Origin of the sequence: Burkholderia lata, assembly GCF_000012945.1 — a bacterium.
GTDB classification, from domain to species: Bacteria; Pseudomonadota; Gammaproteobacteria; order Burkholderiales; family Burkholderiaceae; genus Burkholderia; species Burkholderia lata.
This window is the reverse complement of the sequence record NC_007511.1, coordinates 2,686,516-2,704,256: the sequence shown is the minus strand read 5'-3', so window position 1 is coordinate 2,704,256 and position 17,741 is coordinate 2,686,516. Positions and strand designations below refer to the sequence as shown.

Here is a 17,741-nt window from a genome sequence, read left to right as displayed (position 1 = left end):
TACTAATAATTTAGTGATGGTGTTTACCCTGAAGCTGGCGTTGGAACAGGGGCGAGCGGGGCGGGGTAATGGCCGGGGAGGAATGGCGGGCGTACGGCAACACGAAGCACGGGCAGCGCATGCGCTGCCCGTGCCGTATTCAGGGGAGGGTGTGGCTTACGCGTTCGCCGACTGCGTGACCGTCTCGACGGCGCGCACCGACCCGCGCTCGACCAGCGGGCCGTCGAGCTTGATCGCGCGACGGCGCACGGGCATCCCGACCGCGCGGTTCTGCTCTTCCTGCAGCAGGATCTCGACCGCCCAGCGGCCGAGCTCATAGTTCGGCAACACGATCGTCGACAGCGGCGGGTGCGTGTGTCGCGCGATTTCCTGGTCGTCGTAGCCGAGCACCGATACGTCGTCGGGCACGCGCATCCCCAGATGCTTGACGGCCTCGATCGCGCCGAGCGCCATCAGGTCGTTCGCGCAGAAGATCGCGGTGGGCGGATGCGGCTCGCGTAGCAGCGACAGCGTCTGCTCGAAGCCGGTATCCGAACCCCAGTCGCCGTCGCGCACGAGTTCCGGCGCGAACGGGATGTCGGCCGTCGCGAGCGCGGTGCGATAGCCCTTCAGGCGGTCCTTCGCGGCGTCCTGCCACGGCTCGCCGTTGATGTAGCCGATGCGCCGGTGGCCCGCGCGCAGCAGGTATTCGGTGGCTGCATGCCCGCCCGCGACTTCGGCCGGCACGATCGACGACAGCCCGCTTTCCGCCGTGTAGCAGTTGAGCAGCACGGCCGGCACGCGCAGCAGTTCGGACGGCAGCGTGACCTTGCGCGTGTAGACGGTCGCATAGACGACGCCGAGCAGGTTCGGCATCGCGAGCACGGATTCGAGCACCTGGCGCTCGATGTCGACGTTGCCGTGCGTCGAGTACACGGCGAGCAGCTTGCCGTTCGCGTAGGCCGCGTCGCGCGCGCCGTCGATGTTGACGACCGGGTGCGGGCTCGTCGAGATTTCGTCGGCGAGATAGACGATCAGGTCGCGCTCGCCGTCGTGCGTCATCGCCACTTCGCGCGGCAGGAAGCGGTAGCCGAGCTCTTGCGCGATCTTCACGACCTTGTCGCGCGTGGCGTCCGAGAACTTCGTGCCCGCCGCGTTGTTCAGCACGAGGGAGACGGTGGATTGCGACACGCCGGCAAGCTTGGCGATGTCGGTCATCGTGGGGCGACGTTGAGTAGAGCGTTTCACGGTAGGAGCGCGGTCCGGCCTCGACAGGATGAACAAATAACGACGGCGATAAACAGCGGGTCGGATCAATCTGACCGACGGTAACATCGGCCAACCAGGCCGGCAATCAAGCTTTACGCGTGCCCCGCCAGGCACGCCGTTTCCCAGATAATAATATCAACAAATATTATTGACCGCGCGTGCCGCACCGTGCCATGCTTTGCCGCACATGCCCGCGGCCGGGTGCTGCCATCCTGCCGACGGGGTCGCCAGTGTCATCCCGGGATGAACGATGCCGATGGGAACGCCCCGCAACGCCGACCTGATCGAACTCGCCAGTGGCGCGACCCGCGTGTGCGTCGCGCCGCAGGCCGGCGGCTCGATCGCCGCGTACTACGAAGCCGCGCCCGACGGCCCGCGACACTGGTTCCGGCCGGCTACCGACGCGGCGCTCGCGAGCGGCGATCCGCTCGGCATGGCGAGCTTTCCACTGTTCCCGTACTGCAACCGCATCCGCGACGCGAAGTTCGACTTCGACGGCCGCACGATCGACCTGTCCGGCCCGGACGATGCGTATCGTCATGCGCTGCACGGCCACGGCTGGCGGCGGCCTTGGCAGGTCGAACGGCTCGACGACACGCAGGTCGACCTGCGTTTCGAGCATCGTCCTGAAGCAGGCCGCGCCGGTGACTGGCCGTTCCATTACGAGGCGCGCCAGTCGATCCGGCTCGACGGCGATACGCTGTCGATCACGCTTTCCGCGCGCAACCTCGGCGCGCTGCCGATGCCGTTCGGCATGGGCCATCACCCGTATTACCTGCGCACGCCGCACACCGTCGTGAAGGCGCACGTCGATGCGATGTGGCACGCCGATGCGGACGTGCTGCCGCTCCGCGTCGGCGCGCATCCCGCCGTCGACGCACTGCGCAACGGGATGCCGGCCGACGCATTCGATCTCGACAACAATTTCGTCGGCTGGTCGCGCGAGGCCACGGTGATCTGGCCGGAGCGCGGTCGCCAGGTCGTGCTGCGGGCCGAGCGGCCGTTCGACCAGCTCGTCGTGTACGCACCGGCCGGCGCCGACGCGCTGTGCGTCGAGCCCGTCACGAACACGACGGACAGCTTCAATGCGAAGGAACCTGCCTCGCTCGTCGGCGGCTGCGTGCTGGCGCCCGGCGAGTCGCTGCAGGCGACGTTGCGATGGACGCCGGGCCCCGCCTGACGGGTGCGGCGGTACGGGATTATCCCGAGTCGGGCGAGCGATAATATCGAGTAATAATATTAGTTCGTGAAGCCGATGCCGGCCATGTGCGACGGCGTACGGACCGATCACAACACTTGGAGACGATGATGCCGAGCCGTGCAAAGCTGCAACGTATCGTGGTGACGATGGGTGTGACGCTCGGATGCGTCGCGATCGCGCAGGCGCAGGACAATGCGCAGAAGGTCGGGTCCAGCTCCGCGCAGACCTGCACGAACCCGAAGCCGGGCAGCGTGAAGCTGAGCGATCTCGTAGTCGGCTTCTCGCAGTCGGAGAACGAGCAGAACCCGTTCCGCGCGACCGAAACCGCGTCGGTGCGGGCGGCGGCGAAGGCGGCCGGCGTCAAGCGGCTGCTGTATACGAATGCGAACGCGAACCAGGCGAAGCAGGTCGCCGATATCGAAAGCATGATCAACCAGGGCGCGCAGGCGCTGATCGTCGCGCCGAACGATTCGACCGGCCTGCAGCCCGCGCTCGCACAGGCGCGCGCGAAGGGCATCCCGGTCGTGACGATCGACCGGCAGACGGCCGGCACCCCGTGCCAGGATTTCATCACGTTCCTCGGTTCCGACTTCTTCCGGCAAGGGCAGCGCGCCGCGCAGGCGCTCGCCGATGCGACGGGCGGCAAAGCCACGATCGCCGAGATCCAGGGCGGCTACGGCAATACCGTCGAGAGCCAGCGCACCGACGGCTTCGCCGACGGCCTGAAGAAATTCCCGAACATGAAGATCGTTGCATCGCAGACGGCCAACTGGTCGGCCACCGAAGCGCAGAAGGTGATGGAGCAGGTGCTGCTCGCGCATCCCGACGTGACCGCCGTCTACGCGCAGGCCGACACGATGGCGCTCGGCGCGATGACCGCGCTGCGGCAGGCCGGCAAGCAGCGCGGCGTGACGGTCGTGTCGATCGACGGCACGAAGGATTTCGTCACCGCGATCGCGAACGGCTCGGCCGCCGCGAGCGTCGAGACGAACCCGCGCTTCGGCCCGCTCGCGTTCAAGTCGCTCGAAGCATGGTTCGCGGGCAAGCCGGTTGCGCAGAAGCAGATCATGGACGACGCGCTGTATGACAAGGCGAACGCGAAGCATTCGCTCGAAGCGAACCTCGTCTACTGACCTGTTGATCGACCGGCGCGCCAACGCGCCACCCTGAACGCGAGGCGCGATGGACGCACAGCTTCCCGCCGCAACCGATGCCGCCGATGGCGGCGAAGCGAAGCCCGTCGTGCTCGAGACGCGCGGCGTCGGCAAGACCTTCGGTGTCGTGCGCGCGCTCAACGGCGTCTCGCTGTCGCTGCGTGCGGGCGAGGTGCACGGGCTGATGGGCGAGAACGGCGCCGGCAAGTCGACGCTGATCAAGATCCTCACCGGCTTCCACCAGCCTGATGCGGGCGAGATCCTCGTCGATGGCGTACCGGTGTCGTTCGACAGTCCGCGTGCCGCGCAGCGTGCAGGCATCTGCGCGGTCTACCAGGAAATCAACCTGATCCCCGAGCGCAGCGTGGCCGAGAACATCTTTCTCGGTCACGAGCCGCGCCGCTTCGGCCCGTGGATCGACCGGCGCGAGATGCTGGCGCGCACGCGCGAAATCGTCGAGCGCTACGGGCTCGCGGTCGACCCGGCAGACAAGGTCGGGTCGCTCGGGCTCGGCCAGCAGCAGATGGTGTCGATCGCGCGCGGCGTGTCGCTCGGCGCACGCGTGCTGATTCTCGACGAACCGACGTCGGCGTTGAGCGGGGCGGAAGTGGAGGTGCTGTTCGGTGTCGTCGATCAACTGCGTGCGACGGGCATTGCGATCGTGCTGGTGAGCCATCGATTATCCGAGTGCTACCGGATGTGCGACCGGCTCACCGTGCTGCGCGATGGCGCGGTCGTGCGCAGCGATACGCCCGACCGGCTGCCGCGCATGGCGCTGATCTCGGCGATGCTCGGCCGCGAGGTTGGCGCGCACGGCCCACGCGAACAGGCGGAAGCGGCCGCTGCCGATACGACGCAGACACCGGCGCTCGCCGTCGACCGCTTGCGCTGGGGCACGCGCCTGCGCGACGTGACGTTCCGTGTCGCGCCGAAGGAAATCGTCGGGCTCGCGGGCTTGCTCGGCGCGGGCCGCACCGAAACCTTCAAGGCCGTGTTCGGCGCGCAGCAGCCGGACGGCGGCACGGTGCGCGTCGGCGGCCGTGTGCTCGACGGCGCGGACCCGGCGCGGGCGATTCGCGCGGGGCTCGCGTTCCTGTCCGAGGATCGCCGCTCGGAAGGCATTTTCTCGAAGCTGTCGGTGCGCGAGAACATCGTCGTGTGCGTGCTGCCGCGTATCGCGCGGTTCGGCTTCATTTCCGTGCGCAAGCAGGAGGCGCTCGTCGAACGCTATATCCGCGAGCTCGGCATCAAGACGTCGCATGCGGGCGCGCCGATCTCGACGCTGTCCGGCGGCAACCAGCAGAAGGCGCTGATCGCGCGCTGCCTGTCGACCGAGCCGACGGTGCTGCTGCTCGACGATCCGACGCGCGGCATCGACGTCGGCGCGAAGGCGGAAGTACACGACCTCGTCAAACGGCTCGCCGATGCGGGGCTGGCGGTGGTCGCGACGTCGTCGGAGATGGAAGAACTGCTCGAGCTGGCCGACCGGCTCGTGATCCTGCATGAAGGCGCGACGAGCGGCGAGCTGTCGACGCGTGGCGCGAGCCCCGACGACGTGACCGCGCTGCTCGCGAACCAGGCGTAACGCGCCGGACATCGACCAGAGGATGAGGAAAGCGTGAATCTAGCCAACCTGATGAGCGAACCGGAAGGCGCACGCCGTACGTCGCGCCGCTCGCTGTTCGTGCAGGCGCGCGACCACAGCGTGTATCTCGCGTTCATCGCGCTCGCGGTCTTCAACCTGATCGTCACGCCCGGGTTCTCGAATCCGCTCGCCGCGCGCAGCTTGCTGTTCCAGGCCGCGCCGATCGTGCTGATCGCGCTCGGGCAGAACCTCGCGATCGCGACGCGCGGGATCGACCTGTCGGTCGGGTCGGTGATGGCGCTGTCGAGCGCGATCATTGCCGTGTGTTTGCCATACGGAACGGGCGCCGCGTTCGCCGCGGCGATTGCGATCGGGCTCGCGGTCGGCCTCTTCAACGGCGGGCTCGTCGCGCGTCTCGGCATCGATCCGCTGATTTCCGGGCTGGCGTTGCTGGTTGCCGCGCGTGGGCTTGCACAGGCATTGCTCGGCGGTTCGCGCGTGAGCCTGCCGCCTTCCGATGCATTCGATTTCATCGGCATCGGTACGTTTTTAGGGTTGCCGGTCGTGATGCTGATCGCGCTCGCTTGCGCGGCGATCGTGTTCTTCGTCGTGCGCAACACGACCTTCGGGCGCTACACCATTCTCGTTGGCGCGAGCCGCGATGCCGCGCATCTCGCCGGCGTGCCGGTACGGCGCACGTTGCTCGCCGTGTATGCGGCGAGCGGAGCGCTTGCGGGGCTCGCTGGCCTGTTCGCCACCGCACGGCTCGGTGCGGGTGATCCGAACTACGTCGGCGTGAACTTCGAACTCGATGCGATCGCCGCGTCGGTGATCGGCGGCACGCCGCTCTCCGGCGGACGCGTGTCGATCGTCGGCACCGTGTTCGGCGTGCTGCTGCTGCAACTGCTCGATGCCAGCTTCATCATGAACAACATCAGCTTCACCTATGCGCAGATCCTGAAGGCGGCGTTCATCCTCGGCGCGCTGTACCTGCAGCGCTCGGGGGCCTGACATGTCGACCGCGCCGATTTCCACGCACACCGCGCAGGACGCGAGCCGCGCGCGACGCGCGCAGGTTGTCCGGCTCGTGCAGGCGCGCGGCGCGATCGCGATCCTCGTGCTCGTGTGCCTGATCGCCGGCCGCGTGTTCCCGCATTTCCTGAGCGCGCCGAACCTGCTCGACATCGTCGCGGCCGCCGCGTTCGTCGCGCTGATCACGATCGGGCAGAGCTTCGTGATCATCCTCGGCGGCTTCGATCTATCGGTCGGCTCGCTCGTCGGGCTCGGCACCGTGATCGCCGCGTATGCGGCGCCGTACGGCTGGGGCGCCGCGCTGGCCGCGCCTGTTGGCGCGGGGCTGATCGTCGGGCTCGTGAACGGCTGGCTGATCGCGCGGGCGCGGATGGCGCCGTTCATCGTCACGCTCGCCGCGTTGCTCGGGTTGAAAGGGCTGTCGCTCGTGCTCGCGAGCCAGGACATGCTGATCGCCAACCCGGGGTTCTTCGCGACGATCGCGAACGGTTCGCTGTTCGGCATCGGCAACCTGGTGTGGATCGTGGTCGTCGCGTATCTCGTCGCCGCGTTCGTGCTGAATCACACGCGCTACGGCGCGGGCGTGTTCGCGATCGGCGGCAACGAAGAGGCGGCGCGCATGCTCGGCGTGAACGTCGAAGGGCTCAAGATCGTCACGTACGGGCTGAGCGGGGCGCTGGCCGGGCTGGCTGGTGCGCTGCTCGCGTCGCGGCTCGATTCGGGGCTGCCGGGCGCGGGCAACAGCTATGAGCTGCAGTCGATCGCCGCGGCGGTGATCGGCGGCGTGCTGCTGACGGGCGGCGTCGGCACGCTGTTCGGGCCGCTTGCCGGCGTGCTGCTGCTCGGCGTGATCGAGAACGTGATCAACCAGGTCGGGACGTTGAGCCCGTACTACCAGAACCTCGCGAGCGGCGCGTTCCTGCTGCTCGCGGTGATCGCGCAGACGCTGCTCACCGGGAAGCGGCGCAAGCGGTAGCGATCGGGCGCGGCTTCGCGCTGCCGCACACTGGAACGCTAAATGCTTGTCACGCGGGATCCTTTCGATGAAGGAGCACCGCGATGAGCACACCGACCCCCACCGCTTTTTCCCATGTGAAGCCGCAGGACACCGCGTATCGAGGCGAAGGCCTGCGCGACTTCTTCCTGTACCGCGATCTCGGCATCGCGGCCGCGACGAACGGCAAGGTCGTCGCGCAACTCGTCAGGGCGAATCATGCACCGGAGGCGGGCACCGGCTGGCACCGTCACGAGGCCGAGTTCCATATCGTGATCATGCTGAAGGGCTGGGCGCGCTTCATGTACGGTGAACTCGAGACGCTGGTGGCCGCTGGCGACTGCGTGCACCAGGCGCCGGGGATCGTCCATTACCTGTTCGACTATTCGCCGGACATGGAGTACCTGGAGATCGTCGGGCCCGCCGATTTCAAGTCGATCGATGTCGAAGGGCCGTGCGCGGTGCCGCCGCCGACACCGTGGGGAGAGGCGGGGGCGTAGTTGCCTGGTTCCCCGAGACATGCACCATCGGTACGCCTGTTTGTGACAAACCGCCCTCGGGCGGTTTTTTGTTGGACCTTCCACGAAGGTTTCCGTGCGATCCGCTTTCCGTGCTTCACATTCTTTCGAATTCCGAACGGTCGAGAAGCTGAAGATCCGGAAAGAAAAGAAAGACATTCGTCAGCTTCGAAGCCTTGGCGGCGCCGCGATGTCAAAGATCGTCAATTGCAGGTGGATGCGGTGCACGGCCTGTCGACGACCGGCGTTAAGGAGGTACCAGCCGGATCACCGGTTGACTTACCCGGGAGAGTTTCATGAAGCGCATCGCGAAGATCCTGACGGCCACCGCAGTGGCATGTGCCGTCCTTGCTCCGGCACTGGCCGAAGCGCATTCGCACCGTGTGTGCCACGTCGATCATCACCACCATCGCGTGTGCCGCTGGGTGCGGTAATCGCGACTTTCCCGGGGATCCCCGGAACGCATTCCTTATTCAGGCAAATCAGGAGAGGACTATGAAAAAGACGATGTTGATCGCCGCGCTGGTCGCCGGCATGGGTATGTCGATCGGTGCATTCGCGCAGGTTCCGGCCAGCGCGCCGGCCGGCACGACCGGTCTGTGCAAGGACGGCTCGTTCTACTCGGGCGCGTCGAAGAAGGGCGCATGCGCGGGCCACAAGGGTGTGAAGACCTGGTACGGCGCATCGTCGGCGGCCGCCGCGAGCGCACCGGCCGCCGCGCCGGCCATGGCCGCCTCGGCAGCCCCCGCATCGGGCACCGCGCCGGCGAAGAGCGCAGCTGCAACGACCGCAGCGACCACGGCCGCAGCGCCGGGCGGCGGCCCGGGCAAGGTGTGGGCCAACGACAGCACGAAGGTCTATCACTGCTCGACCGACAAGTACTACGGCAAGACGAAGCACGGCAGCTACATGTCGGAAGCCGACGCGAAGGCGAAGGGCTATCACGCGTCGCACGGCAAGGCCTGTTCGTAACGCAGGCTGACGCGCGAGCCGCTCCTTCGCGCGTCGTCCGCCCGCCGCAGCACCTCACGCCCCGCCACCCCCGGCGGGGCGTTTCATTTTCTGCGCCGTACAGCTTCAGTGGGTGTGATGCGACTCCGTATCGGTCGCTGCATCGTGTGCGGTTGCGCGGGCATCGAGCAGCGCGCGCAGCGTCACGTAGTGCGTGCCGTTCGCATCGCCTTCCGCACCCGCGGTGCGATCGTATGGCTCGTTGTCGTGGATCGTCGCACGCACGATTGGATAAATCTGCGTTTCCCAGCGGCTGCCGTTGAACACGCCGTAGTGGCCTGCGCCCGTCTGCACGTGGTGCGTCTTCAGGTACGGCGGCAACCCCGAACACAGCTCCTGCGCGGCCACCGTCTGGCCGACCGCGCAGATATCGTCCTTCTCGCCTTCGATCGTCAACAGCGCGGTGCGATGAATCGCCGCCGGTTCGACGAGCCGCTCGCCGACCGTCAGCTCGCCGCGTGCGAGTGCGTATTGCTGGAACACCTTCTCGACCGTTTCCAGATAGAACTCCGCAGTGAGATCGGCGGTGGCGAAGTATTCGTCGTAGAAGTGCCGCAGCGTGTCGGCTTTCTCCGGATCGCCTTTCGCGCGTTCGTAATACAGGTCGGCGAACGACGCCGCGTGGCGATCGGGATTCATCGACATGAACGCGCCGACCTGCACGAAGCCCGGATACACGCATCGCTGCGCACCGACGAAGCCCGCCGGCACGACGCTGATCAGGTTCCGCGCGAACCATTCGATCGGCTGGCTCGTCGCGAGCGCGTTGACCTTCGTCGGATTCACGCGGCAATCGATCGGCCCTGCCATCAGCGTCAGGCTCGCGGGCTGCGCCGGATCGCCGCCGGCCGCCATCAGCGCGACCGCCGCGAGTGCGGCGACGGTCGGCTGGCAGATCGCGAGCACATGCGCGTCCGGGCCGATCTGGTGGATGAAGTCGATCACGTGCGCGACGTATTCGTCGAAGCCGAAGCGTCCGGCCGTCAGCGGGATGTCGCGCGGGTTGTGCCAGTCGGTGATGTACACGTCATGGTCAGCGAGCATCGTATGCACGGTGCCGCGCAACAGCGTCGCGAAATGCCCGGACATAGGAGCTACGATCAGCACACGCGGCTGACGCGCGACCGGCAGCGCCTTGCGGAAATGCAGCAGCGTGCCGAACGGTGTGGCCGCGGCGGCTTCCTCGACGATCGGCACCGTCTCGCCGTCGGCGACGATCGACGCGATGCCGAACGGCGGACGCCGATGCGAGAACGCGCAGCATTCGAGCAGCTCGCACACTGCGTCGAGCATGCGGCCGGTCGGCGTTGCGGTGGCGGGTGGCCACAGCGACATCGTCGCGCGTGCGGCGGCGGCCCATGCGCGCGCCGGGCGCGTGCATTCGGCAGACCATTGATAGAACGGATAGGCAAGCAGATTCATGGCCGTCACTCGTTGTGCCGCGTTGTATCGAACGAGGCAAGCGATGTGCCAGCCTGCGGCTGGCACGCGCGTTGCACGCGGTTCGGGAACGCTGCGATGCAGGCAGCATGCGACAACCGGCAGCCGCACGCAATGCGTGGCCGAGCCGATCCGGCGTGCGACACGTGCCGCGACAGCGTGCGGGGCTGCGCCAGTTCGGCGAATGCGCGGCACCGGCATGGTGCGGGCGATGCCGCGTGGTGTCCGTTTCGGTGCAGGGGCACGAACGGCTTTGAACAGGGGAGCGATATGGAAGTCACCGGACAGACGACGTTGACCATCAGCAGCCGCAACTACTCGTCGTGGTCGATGCGCGGCTGGCTGCTCGCGAAGCTGAGCGGGCTCACGTTCGAGACGGTGAGCGTGCCGATCGATGCCGCGTCGCGCGCAGAGTTGCTGCTGCTGTCGCCGTCGATTCTCGTGCCGTGCCTGACGCACGACGGCAACACGGTGTGGGACACGCTCGCGATCGCCGAATACCTGAACGAAATCCGGCCGCAGGCTCGGCTGCTGCCTGAAGACCGGCAAGCACGCGCGCATTGCCGGTCGATCTGCGGCGAGATGCATTCCGGTTTCAGCGCGTTGCGATCCGCGTTGCCGATGAACCTGCGCGCGCATTTCCCCGGCTTCCGGATCTGGTCGCGCGCGCAGCACGACATCCAGCGGATCGTGACGATCTGGCGCGAGTGCCTGGCCGCGTACGGCGGCCCCTGGTTGTTCGGCGCGGAGATCGGTATTGCCGACGCGATGTATGCGCCGGTCGTCACGCGCTTCCTGACCTACGACGTGAAGCTGGAACCCGATATCGCCGAGTACTGCATGCAGGTGCTTGCGCATCCGTTCGTGGCCGAGTGGATCGATGCGGCGAAGGCGGAGCACGAAGACATCGACGAACTCGACATGGAGTTCTGACGCGCCGGATCACGTGCGGCGCACGCGTCGTAACGCATGACGCGCTCAAATATCGGACGAATGGCGTCTGACCAAAGCGCGCTTAAATCGGACGAATCGCCGCACGGCGTGAGGCCCCGTGCGGCGGGCCTCGCACGCAATCGGGGTAAACATCCCGGGCGCGGTGCCGATAACGCAGGTCCAGTGACCGCAAGAGAAACACGTGAAACCGTTCGTCATGCTTGTCTTTGCCGCTGCGCTCGTCATGTCAGCCGGCTGCGCCCAACTTCAACCCGGACGCCAGGATGCGAATGCGCACACCGACGCACCTTCCGCGTCGACGTCGCTCGTCGATTTCGTCATACCAGCCGATGCCCTCGGCGCACGCGATCCTCAACTGACCGCGTTGCTCGCGAAAGTCGGCGCGCTGGCATCGAAGCAGACGCAACCGATGACGATACGCGTGGCCGCGTTACCGCAGGATTTCAGCTACCTGAACCAGTCGATCCGGCGTGGCATCGCGACGCCGCGTGTCGCATCGGTACGCGTCGAGAACGTCGCGGCCGGCAGTTGCCGGCCGTACAGCGTCCAGGTCGGACCGACCCAATAACAGGAGCCCCCGCGATGCTACGACTGTCGATCTGTGCCGCCATGCTCGTGTGCGGCGCCGCGTTTGCGGCACCACCCGGCGACGGTGCGCCGTTTGCCCCTGCCGCATCCAATCAGGTGTTTCCGCCGCTGCCGCCGTTCGCGTCGCTGCCGCCGGGAGCGGGCGGCGACGATGAGGTGCAGGCCCCCGCGCCGGCGGGCAGCCGTCACGCGAAGAAGCTGCGCCACGCACCGTCCGTGAAGAAGGCGCCGGAATTTCAGGTGCGTCTCGTCGTGACCGACGAGTCGCGCGCGGCGCTCGCCGCCGAAGACAAGAAGCTCGACGACGCGCTGGCGAAAAGCACGCACGAGCGGCGCACGACGGGAGCCGGTGCAGCTTCGCTGGCGATGACGCCATGAACCCGCGGCATCGAAGCGGCGGATACGTGACGGCCCGCACCGGGGTCGCCTCGATGCAACGACGCTGCACGCCATGGCTGTGGTTTGCGATGTTGTTGTTGAGCGCACTCTTCGTTGCGCCGGCGCGTGCGGACGACGCCGTGCCCGGTAGTGAATGCTTCGAGCGCGCGGCCGGCTATCAGGGCGTCAACCCGCAGATCCTGCGCGCGATCGCCTGGTACGAATCGAAGGGCAATCCGGCTGCCGTGCATCGCAACGCGGACGGCAGCATCGACGTCGGCCAGACCCAGATCAACTCGGTGCACTTCGGCGAGCTGCGCCGTTACGGTGTACCGCCGGGCGCGCTGAAGGATGCCTGCGTGAACATCTACGTCGCGGCCTGGATGCTGAAACGCAAGATGGTCCGCTACGGGAACACCTGGCAGGCGATCGGCGCCTATCACTCGGAAACGCCGCGCTATCGGGACGAATACGCGCGAAACATCCACGCGGTGCTCGTGTCGTGGGGCTTGCACGAGTGAGCCGATTTTTTGTGCGCATTGAAGGCCGAAAGTAAGGATCGCGGCGGGCCCGGCCGATTCGAGGAACGTGCCGCAGCCTGTCGTTTTCCCGAATGCATCAAGCCGTTTCCGCAGCGCAAACGTTTTGCATCAAATTCTGCTCACTTGACCCCTGCGACGAGGTTAAAGAACTCCACTGCGCGTGTCGTAAACGGGAGCACGGGGAACGGCGGCGACGATCGCGCATGCAGCGCGACGCGCCGCCGCACAAGAAAGCAAGCGCAGCAGGGGAATCGACTTGAATCGTCAGCAATCGTGGACGCGTACGGCGGCGCCCGGAGAAATCATTTACTCCGAGGGCTTTGCGGGTGAGCCCGTCATCTTCTTGATCACCGACGGCAAGGTCGAGCTGTCCACGCGATGCGACGACAAGCGCGTCGTCGTCGCGACGCTCGGCCGCGGCGAGTTCTTCGGTGAATCGGCGTTGCTCGCGGCCGAGCCGCGTGCCCATACCGCGAAGGCGCTTTCATTCTGTCAGCTGACGGTCGTGCCGGCCGGCATGCTCGACGAGGAAATCGAGCGCGTGTCGGCGCTGTTGCGCCACATCGTGCGGACGATGATCCGCCGCGTGAAGCGCAAGGACGACCAACTCGCCACCTACACGCATGCCGACTTCATGCCGGGTGTGCTGTCGTATGCGCATGTGCTGTCGCTGATGGCGGGCGCCGAAGCGCGCGATGGCGGCGACTCTTGGGCGCGCCGGCCGATGCAGACCCATGCGGCCGAAACCTCGGTGCCGCTTGCCGAAGTGATCCGCAAATGCCGCGCGATTGCCGGCCACTCGCGGCCGCACGTGCTCGCGATGCTTCGACGCATGGAGAAGCTCAATCTCGTCACGATCGAAGCGGCGCAGGCGGACCATGCAGGCGGGGCGGTCGACTATGCGGCGTCGTCGGATGCGCGCCAGGTCGTCACGTTCGATGCCGCGCGCGTGATCGATCGTGCGCAACAGGTGGCCGATCACGATCTCGACCTGTCGATCAACAGCGAGCTCGAGCTCATCGAGCTGGCCGATCTTGAAGCGCTGATCGGCGTCGAGAAGACGATGCTGCTTAACAAGTTGTCGAACGGCGAGATTGCAGACGAGTTGTTCGCGTTCCGCAAATCGAAGGTCCTCAGTTACGTCGAACAGAAGGGCGTGACGTACTTCTCGCGACGCAATGCGCGTCGCGGCGGCGACGTGCGCGCGCTGGAGGATCTCGTGTGGATCGACCAGCGCACGCTGTTCGACGTCATCAGCGCGTTCGATACCTACGATCTCGCGAAGCTGATCGCGAATCTCGACGATCGCGCGGTGGCCGACAAGCTGTTCTCCGTGATGACCGAGGCGCGGCGCAACGAGGTGTCGTGGGTGATGCGCCGCGAGCTCAAGCTCGATCCGATCGAGATCGAGGACATCGAGCGGCGCGTGCTGGATGCCGTTCGCGCGGCGAAGGCGCCGGCGGCGGGCACTGCGCCTGTCGCATCGGCATCGGATGCATGACGAGGAGGCGCGTATGGATCTGTTGACCCTGGCCGGTGTGGTGTTGGGCGGCGCGGCGATCGTGTTCGGTTTCGCGCTGGAAGGCGGCCATTTTTCGATGCTGTTCCAGTTCGAGGCGCTCGTGATCGTGCTCGGCGGCACGCTCGGCGCGGTGATGATCCAGAACACCTGGGCGCGCTTTTTCGACGCGGTGAAGCAATTGCGGCTCGCGTTCGTGCGTGCGCGCGAAGTCGATCGCAAGAACCTGTCCGACCTGCTCGAATGGGGCGACCGCGCGAAGCTCGACGGGCTGCTCGCGTTCGAATCGATGGACGTGAGCGGCATCCATCCGTTCGCGCGCCGTGGGCTCGAACTGCTGGCGAACGGTGTGTCGACCGCCGTGCTCGAAGACGCGTTGCAGCGCGAACTCGATGCCTACGAACGCAGCCGCCTCGCCGCCGCGCGTGTATGGCAGCAGGCCGGCGGGTATGCGCCGACGTTCGGCATTCTCGGTTCGGTGCTCGGGCTCGTGCAGGTGACGAGCCATATTCTCGAACCGGCGCAGCTCGGGCCGGGCATCGCGGTTGCGTTCATCGCGACGCTGTACGGGCTGGCGTTCGCGAACCTCGTGTTCCTGCCGCTGTACGGCAAGCTGCGCGCGCAGATCGACAGCGAGCTGCGGTTTCGCAAGCTGTATCTCGACGGCTTGCTGGCGATTTCGCGCAAGGAGTCGCCGCATACGATCGAGACGCGCCTGACCGGTGACGTCCGCGGGCGCGCGGTCGAATCGCTCGCGTGATGCGCGTGTGTCATACGACGAACCCGGAATTCCACTCGCATGACTGCTCGAACTGACGGTGCATCCGCCGTCGATCGCGACGACGACGAACTCGAAGGCGCGCAATCCGGCCGCTGGCTGATTTCGTACGCGGATCTCATCACGACGCTGATGGTGCTGTTTCTCGCGCTGTACGTGCTCCAGCTCGCGAAATACAACGCGCTCGATGCGCGGTACCAGACGCTCGCGCGGCATGCCGAAAGCGCGGCGAGCGCATCCGCTGCTGCTACCGCTGCCGTGACGCCTGAGCACGCACCGCCGTGGCTCGCGTTGCTCGATTCGTTGAAATCGAACGGCCGGATCTCGCTCGTGAAAGCGCCGCATGGCGTCGAGATTGGCATCGACGCGAAGATCCTGTTCAACGTCGGCGATGCGCGCCTGCTACCCGATTCGTCGCCCGTGCTGAACCAGATCGCGCAGGCACTGAGCGATCACGCGACCGGCGACATTCTCGTCGAAGGCCACACCGACAGCGTGCCGATCGCGAACGCGAAATACGAATCGAACTGGGAGCTGTCGTCGGCGCGTGCTGGGAGCGTCGTGCGCTACCTGACCGAGCGTGGCGTGGCACCGCACCGGCTCGCCGCGATCGGACGGGCCGATACGCAGCCGCTCGTCGCGAGCGACGATGCGGCCGCGCGGGCGCGAAACCGGCGTGTCACGATCTTCGTTGCATACTGATTCGCGCTGAATTTTCGTTGTTCGCGCATCTATAAGCGGCCGCATATGTCCGCCTGACAACAACATAACTAATCTCGCATGATGAACATGTGAAATCAGCGATGCGGTTCTGCGCGTGCATGCCGATAACCCAAGCTGGCTCAGACCGAGCGGCTATCGAGGGTTCCCCATGCATTTCTGGCGCAAGCTTTCCATACAGAACAAGCTGATTCTCAGCATGACGAGTTGCCTGCTCGTGTTCGTCGCGATCTCGAGCGGACTCAGCATCCGTCTGATCGGCAACGCGGTGCGCGATCGCGTCGTCCGCGAAGAGCTGCCGACGGCCGTGAACGGCATCCGCGCCGACGTGCAGCGGCAGATGGCCGGGCCGATCGCCGCGTCGCGGATTCTCGCGCGCGACGCGTTCCTGCTGCAATGGGAAGCCGACGGCGAACCCGACGCCGGCACGCGCAACTGGATCCAGCTCGCGAAGAACGTGAAGGACGAGCAGAAGGCGGCGTCGGTGCAGTGGGTGTCCGTGAAGAGCGGCAACTACTACAACGAATCCGGCCTGCAGCGGAAGGTGACCGACAAGGATCAGTGGCTGACCGGCTTCCTGTCGTCCGGCAAGGCGTTCGACGTGAACATGGACCGCGAGGTGACGGTCGGCGGCTACATGATGTTCATCAACAGCCGCGTCGAGCTTGATGGCGTGCCGATCGGTGCGGCGTGTATGAGCTTGTCGGTCGATGCGCTTGCGAAGGGTATTGCTGCGTACCGGATTGGTGAGACCGGGTTTGCGTATCTCGTGCGTCCCGATGGCGCGATCATGATGCATCGCGATACGGCTCTGATCGACGGCAAGCATTTCATGAAGGATCAGCAGGGGCTGCCGGGTGATGCGTCGTCGACGCTGTTGGCTGGGCAGCCGTATGCGTATCTGAGCTACAACGGCGACGGCGGTGCGCGGTTCATTGCGACGTCGTTCATTCCGGAATTGAATGCGTATGTCGTCGTCGAGGTGCCGCAGGCGGAACTGCTCGGGCCGGTGACGCGTGCGATTCGTAGCGCTGCGCTGGTTGCTGCGGTGGTGGGGCTGGGTGTTGCACTGCTCGTGATCTGGCTGGTGGGGCGTGCGATTGCCGCGCCGATTCGTCGCGCGGCGACGCTGCTGTCGGAGATCGCCAGCGGGCAGGGTGACCTGACGCGCCGGATGACGGTTGAGAGCGAGGACGAGATCGGGCAGTTGTCGGATGCGTTCAACCGGTTCGTGTCGTCACTGTCGACGCTGGTGCACAGCATTCGCGCGGCTTCCTCGTCGATTGCCACCGGGTCGGCGCAGATTGCAACCGGGAATGCTGACCTCAGCGAACGCACCGAAGGGCAGTCGAGCAACCTGGAGCGCACGGCTTCGTCGATGGAAGAGATCACGGCTGTGGTGCGGAACAACACCGAGACGGCGACGACGGCCGCGAAGATGATCAACGGCGCTTCCGATACGGCGGCGCGCGGCGGACAGGTGGTGGGTGAAGTCGTGACCACGATGCAGGAGATCAGCGACGCGTCGCAGCGGATCTCCGAGATCATCGTGATGATCGATAGCATCTCGTTCCAGACGAATATTCTGGCGCTGAATGCGGCGGTGGAAGCGGCGCGGGCCGGGGAGCAGGGGCGCGGGTTTGCGGTGGTGGCTTCGGAAGTGCGGAATCTGGCGCAACGCAGCGCGCAGGCGGCTAAGGAGATCAAGGTGCTGATCGAGCATAGCGCGGGGACGGTGAATACCGGGTCGCGGCTGGTCAGTGAAGCCGGGAAGGTGATGCGTGATGTCGTGTCGCAAGTGCAGGGCGTGAGCGCGATGATGAGCGAGATTGCCGAAGCGAGCCTGGAGCAGAGTGCTGGTATTGATCAGATCGGCGACGCGGTGCAGTCGCTCGATCAGATGACGCAGCAGAATGCGGCGCTGGTGGAAGAAAGCGCGGCGGCCGCGGCGAGCTTGAAGCAGCAGGCGGCGGAATTGACACGGCTGGTGTCGGCTTTCAAGGTGGATGAATAAAGTCTGATTCGCGATTTAGAATAGGGCGTTTCTGAGGGACGGCTGCCGTGGGTTCACGGCAGCCG

Annotated in this window: 18 protein-coding genes; 16 read left to right on the top strand and 2 right to left on the bottom strand. The window is 66.1% G+C overall.

The features are described 5' to 3' along the window. Positions 1–156: 156 nt before the first annotated feature. Positions 157–1,197, bottom strand: a complete 1,041-nt coding sequence (locus BCEP18194_RS34600) for a LacI family DNA-binding transcriptional regulator (RefSeq protein WP_011355966.1) — start codon at positions 1,195–1,197, stop codon at positions 157–159. A gap of 301 nt (positions 1,198–1,498) precedes the next feature. Here BCEP18194_RS34600 and BCEP18194_RS34595 point away from each other — a divergent pair, with 301 nt between their 5' ends. From BCEP18194_RS34595 to BCEP18194_RS34565, 8 genes are all read left to right on the top strand, one after another. Then, the gene (locus BCEP18194_RS34595; RefSeq protein ID WP_011355965.1) at positions 1,499–2,428 is read left to right on the top strand and encodes an aldose 1-epimerase; all 930 of its coding nucleotides are present in this window, start codon (positions 1,499–1,501) and stop codon (positions 2,426–2,428) included. Positions 2,429–2,553: 125 nt separating this feature from the next. Next, a complete protein-coding gene (locus BCEP18194_RS34590) occupies positions 2,554–3,582 on the top strand; it encodes an ABC transporter substrate-binding protein (RefSeq protein ID WP_081436693.1) in 1,029 nt (342 codons plus the stop codon). A gap of 49 nt (positions 3,583–3,631) precedes the next feature. Continuing rightward, positions 3,632–5,188, top strand: coding sequence for a sugar ABC transporter ATP-binding protein (locus tag BCEP18194_RS34585; RefSeq protein WP_011355963.1), 1,557 nt, complete (start codon positions 3,632–3,634; stop codon positions 5,186–5,188). A 33-nt stretch (positions 5,189–5,221) separates the two neighbouring features. Next, entirely contained in the window at positions 5,222–6,199 is a 978-nt protein-coding gene (locus BCEP18194_RS34580; RefSeq protein ID WP_011355962.1) for an ABC transporter permease, read from the top strand. A 1-nt stretch (position 6,200) separates the two neighbouring features. Then, positions 6,201–7,196 (top strand): ABC transporter permease, encoded by a 996-nt coding sequence (locus BCEP18194_RS34575; RefSeq protein ID WP_011355961.1) that lies wholly within the window; start codon positions 6,201–6,203, stop codon positions 7,194–7,196. Positions 7,197–7,279: 83 nt separating this feature from the next. Continuing rightward, on the top strand, positions 7,280–7,714 hold the full coding sequence (locus tag BCEP18194_RS34570) for a cupin domain-containing protein (protein WP_011355960.1): 435 nt from the start codon (positions 7,280–7,282) through the stop codon (positions 7,712–7,714). Between the two features lie 314 nt (positions 7,715–8,028). Then, a complete protein-coding gene (locus BCEP18194_RS41785; protein WP_167316040.1) occupies positions 8,029–8,166 on the top strand; it encodes an HHHH-motif protein in 138 nt (45 codons plus the stop codon). 61 nt (positions 8,167–8,227) lie between these two features. Further along, the gene (locus tag BCEP18194_RS34565; protein ID WP_011355959.1) at positions 8,228–8,704 is read left to right on the top strand and encodes a DUF3761 domain-containing protein; all 477 of its coding nucleotides are present in this window, start codon (positions 8,228–8,230) and stop codon (positions 8,702–8,704) included. A gap of 105 nt (positions 8,705–8,809) precedes the next feature. Here the strand turns inward: BCEP18194_RS34565 and BCEP18194_RS34560 are convergent, their stop codons facing one another. Continuing rightward, positions 8,810–10,165 (bottom strand): polyhydroxyalkanoate depolymerase, encoded by a 1,356-nt coding sequence (locus BCEP18194_RS34560; RefSeq protein WP_011355958.1) that lies wholly within the window; start codon positions 10,163–10,165, stop codon positions 8,810–8,812. Between the two features lie 288 nt (positions 10,166–10,453). Between BCEP18194_RS34560 and BCEP18194_RS34555 the strand changes: the two genes are divergently transcribed. From BCEP18194_RS34555 to BCEP18194_RS34520, 8 genes are all read left to right on the top strand, one after another. Continuing rightward, the gene (locus tag BCEP18194_RS34555; protein ID WP_011355957.1) at positions 10,454–11,116 is read left to right on the top strand and encodes a glutathione S-transferase family protein; all 663 of its coding nucleotides are present in this window, start codon (positions 10,454–10,456) and stop codon (positions 11,114–11,116) included. Positions 11,117–11,318: 202 nt separating this feature from the next. Further along, a complete protein-coding gene (locus BCEP18194_RS34550) occupies positions 11,319–11,705 on the top strand; it encodes a hypothetical protein (protein WP_157687360.1) in 387 nt (128 codons plus the stop codon). A gap of 14 nt (positions 11,706–11,719) precedes the next feature. Then, positions 11,720–12,103 (top strand): hypothetical protein, encoded by a 384-nt coding sequence (locus tag BCEP18194_RS34545; protein ID WP_011355955.1) that lies wholly within the window; start codon positions 11,720–11,722, stop codon positions 12,101–12,103. Positions 12,104–12,156: 53 nt separating this feature from the next. Next, positions 12,157–12,624, top strand: a complete 468-nt coding sequence (locus tag BCEP18194_RS34540; protein ID WP_011355954.1) for a lytic transglycosylase domain-containing protein — start codon at positions 12,157–12,159, stop codon at positions 12,622–12,624. 277 nt (positions 12,625–12,901) lie between these two features. Further along, positions 12,902–14,146, top strand: a complete 1,245-nt coding sequence (locus BCEP18194_RS34535) for a Crp/Fnr family transcriptional regulator (RefSeq protein WP_011355953.1) — start codon at positions 12,902–12,904, stop codon at positions 14,144–14,146. A 13-nt stretch (positions 14,147–14,159) separates the two neighbouring features. After that, positions 14,160–14,924, top strand: coding sequence for a flagellar motor protein (locus BCEP18194_RS34530; protein ID WP_011355952.1), 765 nt, complete (start codon positions 14,160–14,162; stop codon positions 14,922–14,924). Positions 14,925–14,963: 39 nt separating this feature from the next. Beyond that, positions 14,964–15,644: an OmpA/MotB family protein gene (locus tag BCEP18194_RS34525; RefSeq protein WP_011355951.1), complete on the top strand. Its 681-nt coding sequence runs from the start codon at positions 14,964–14,966 to the stop codon at positions 15,642–15,644. A gap of 169 nt (positions 15,645–15,813) precedes the next feature. Continuing rightward, positions 15,814–17,676, top strand: a complete 1,863-nt coding sequence (locus tag BCEP18194_RS34520; protein ID WP_011355950.1) for a methyl-accepting chemotaxis protein — start codon at positions 15,814–15,816, stop codon at positions 17,674–17,676. Positions 17,677–17,741: the final 65 nt, after the last annotated feature.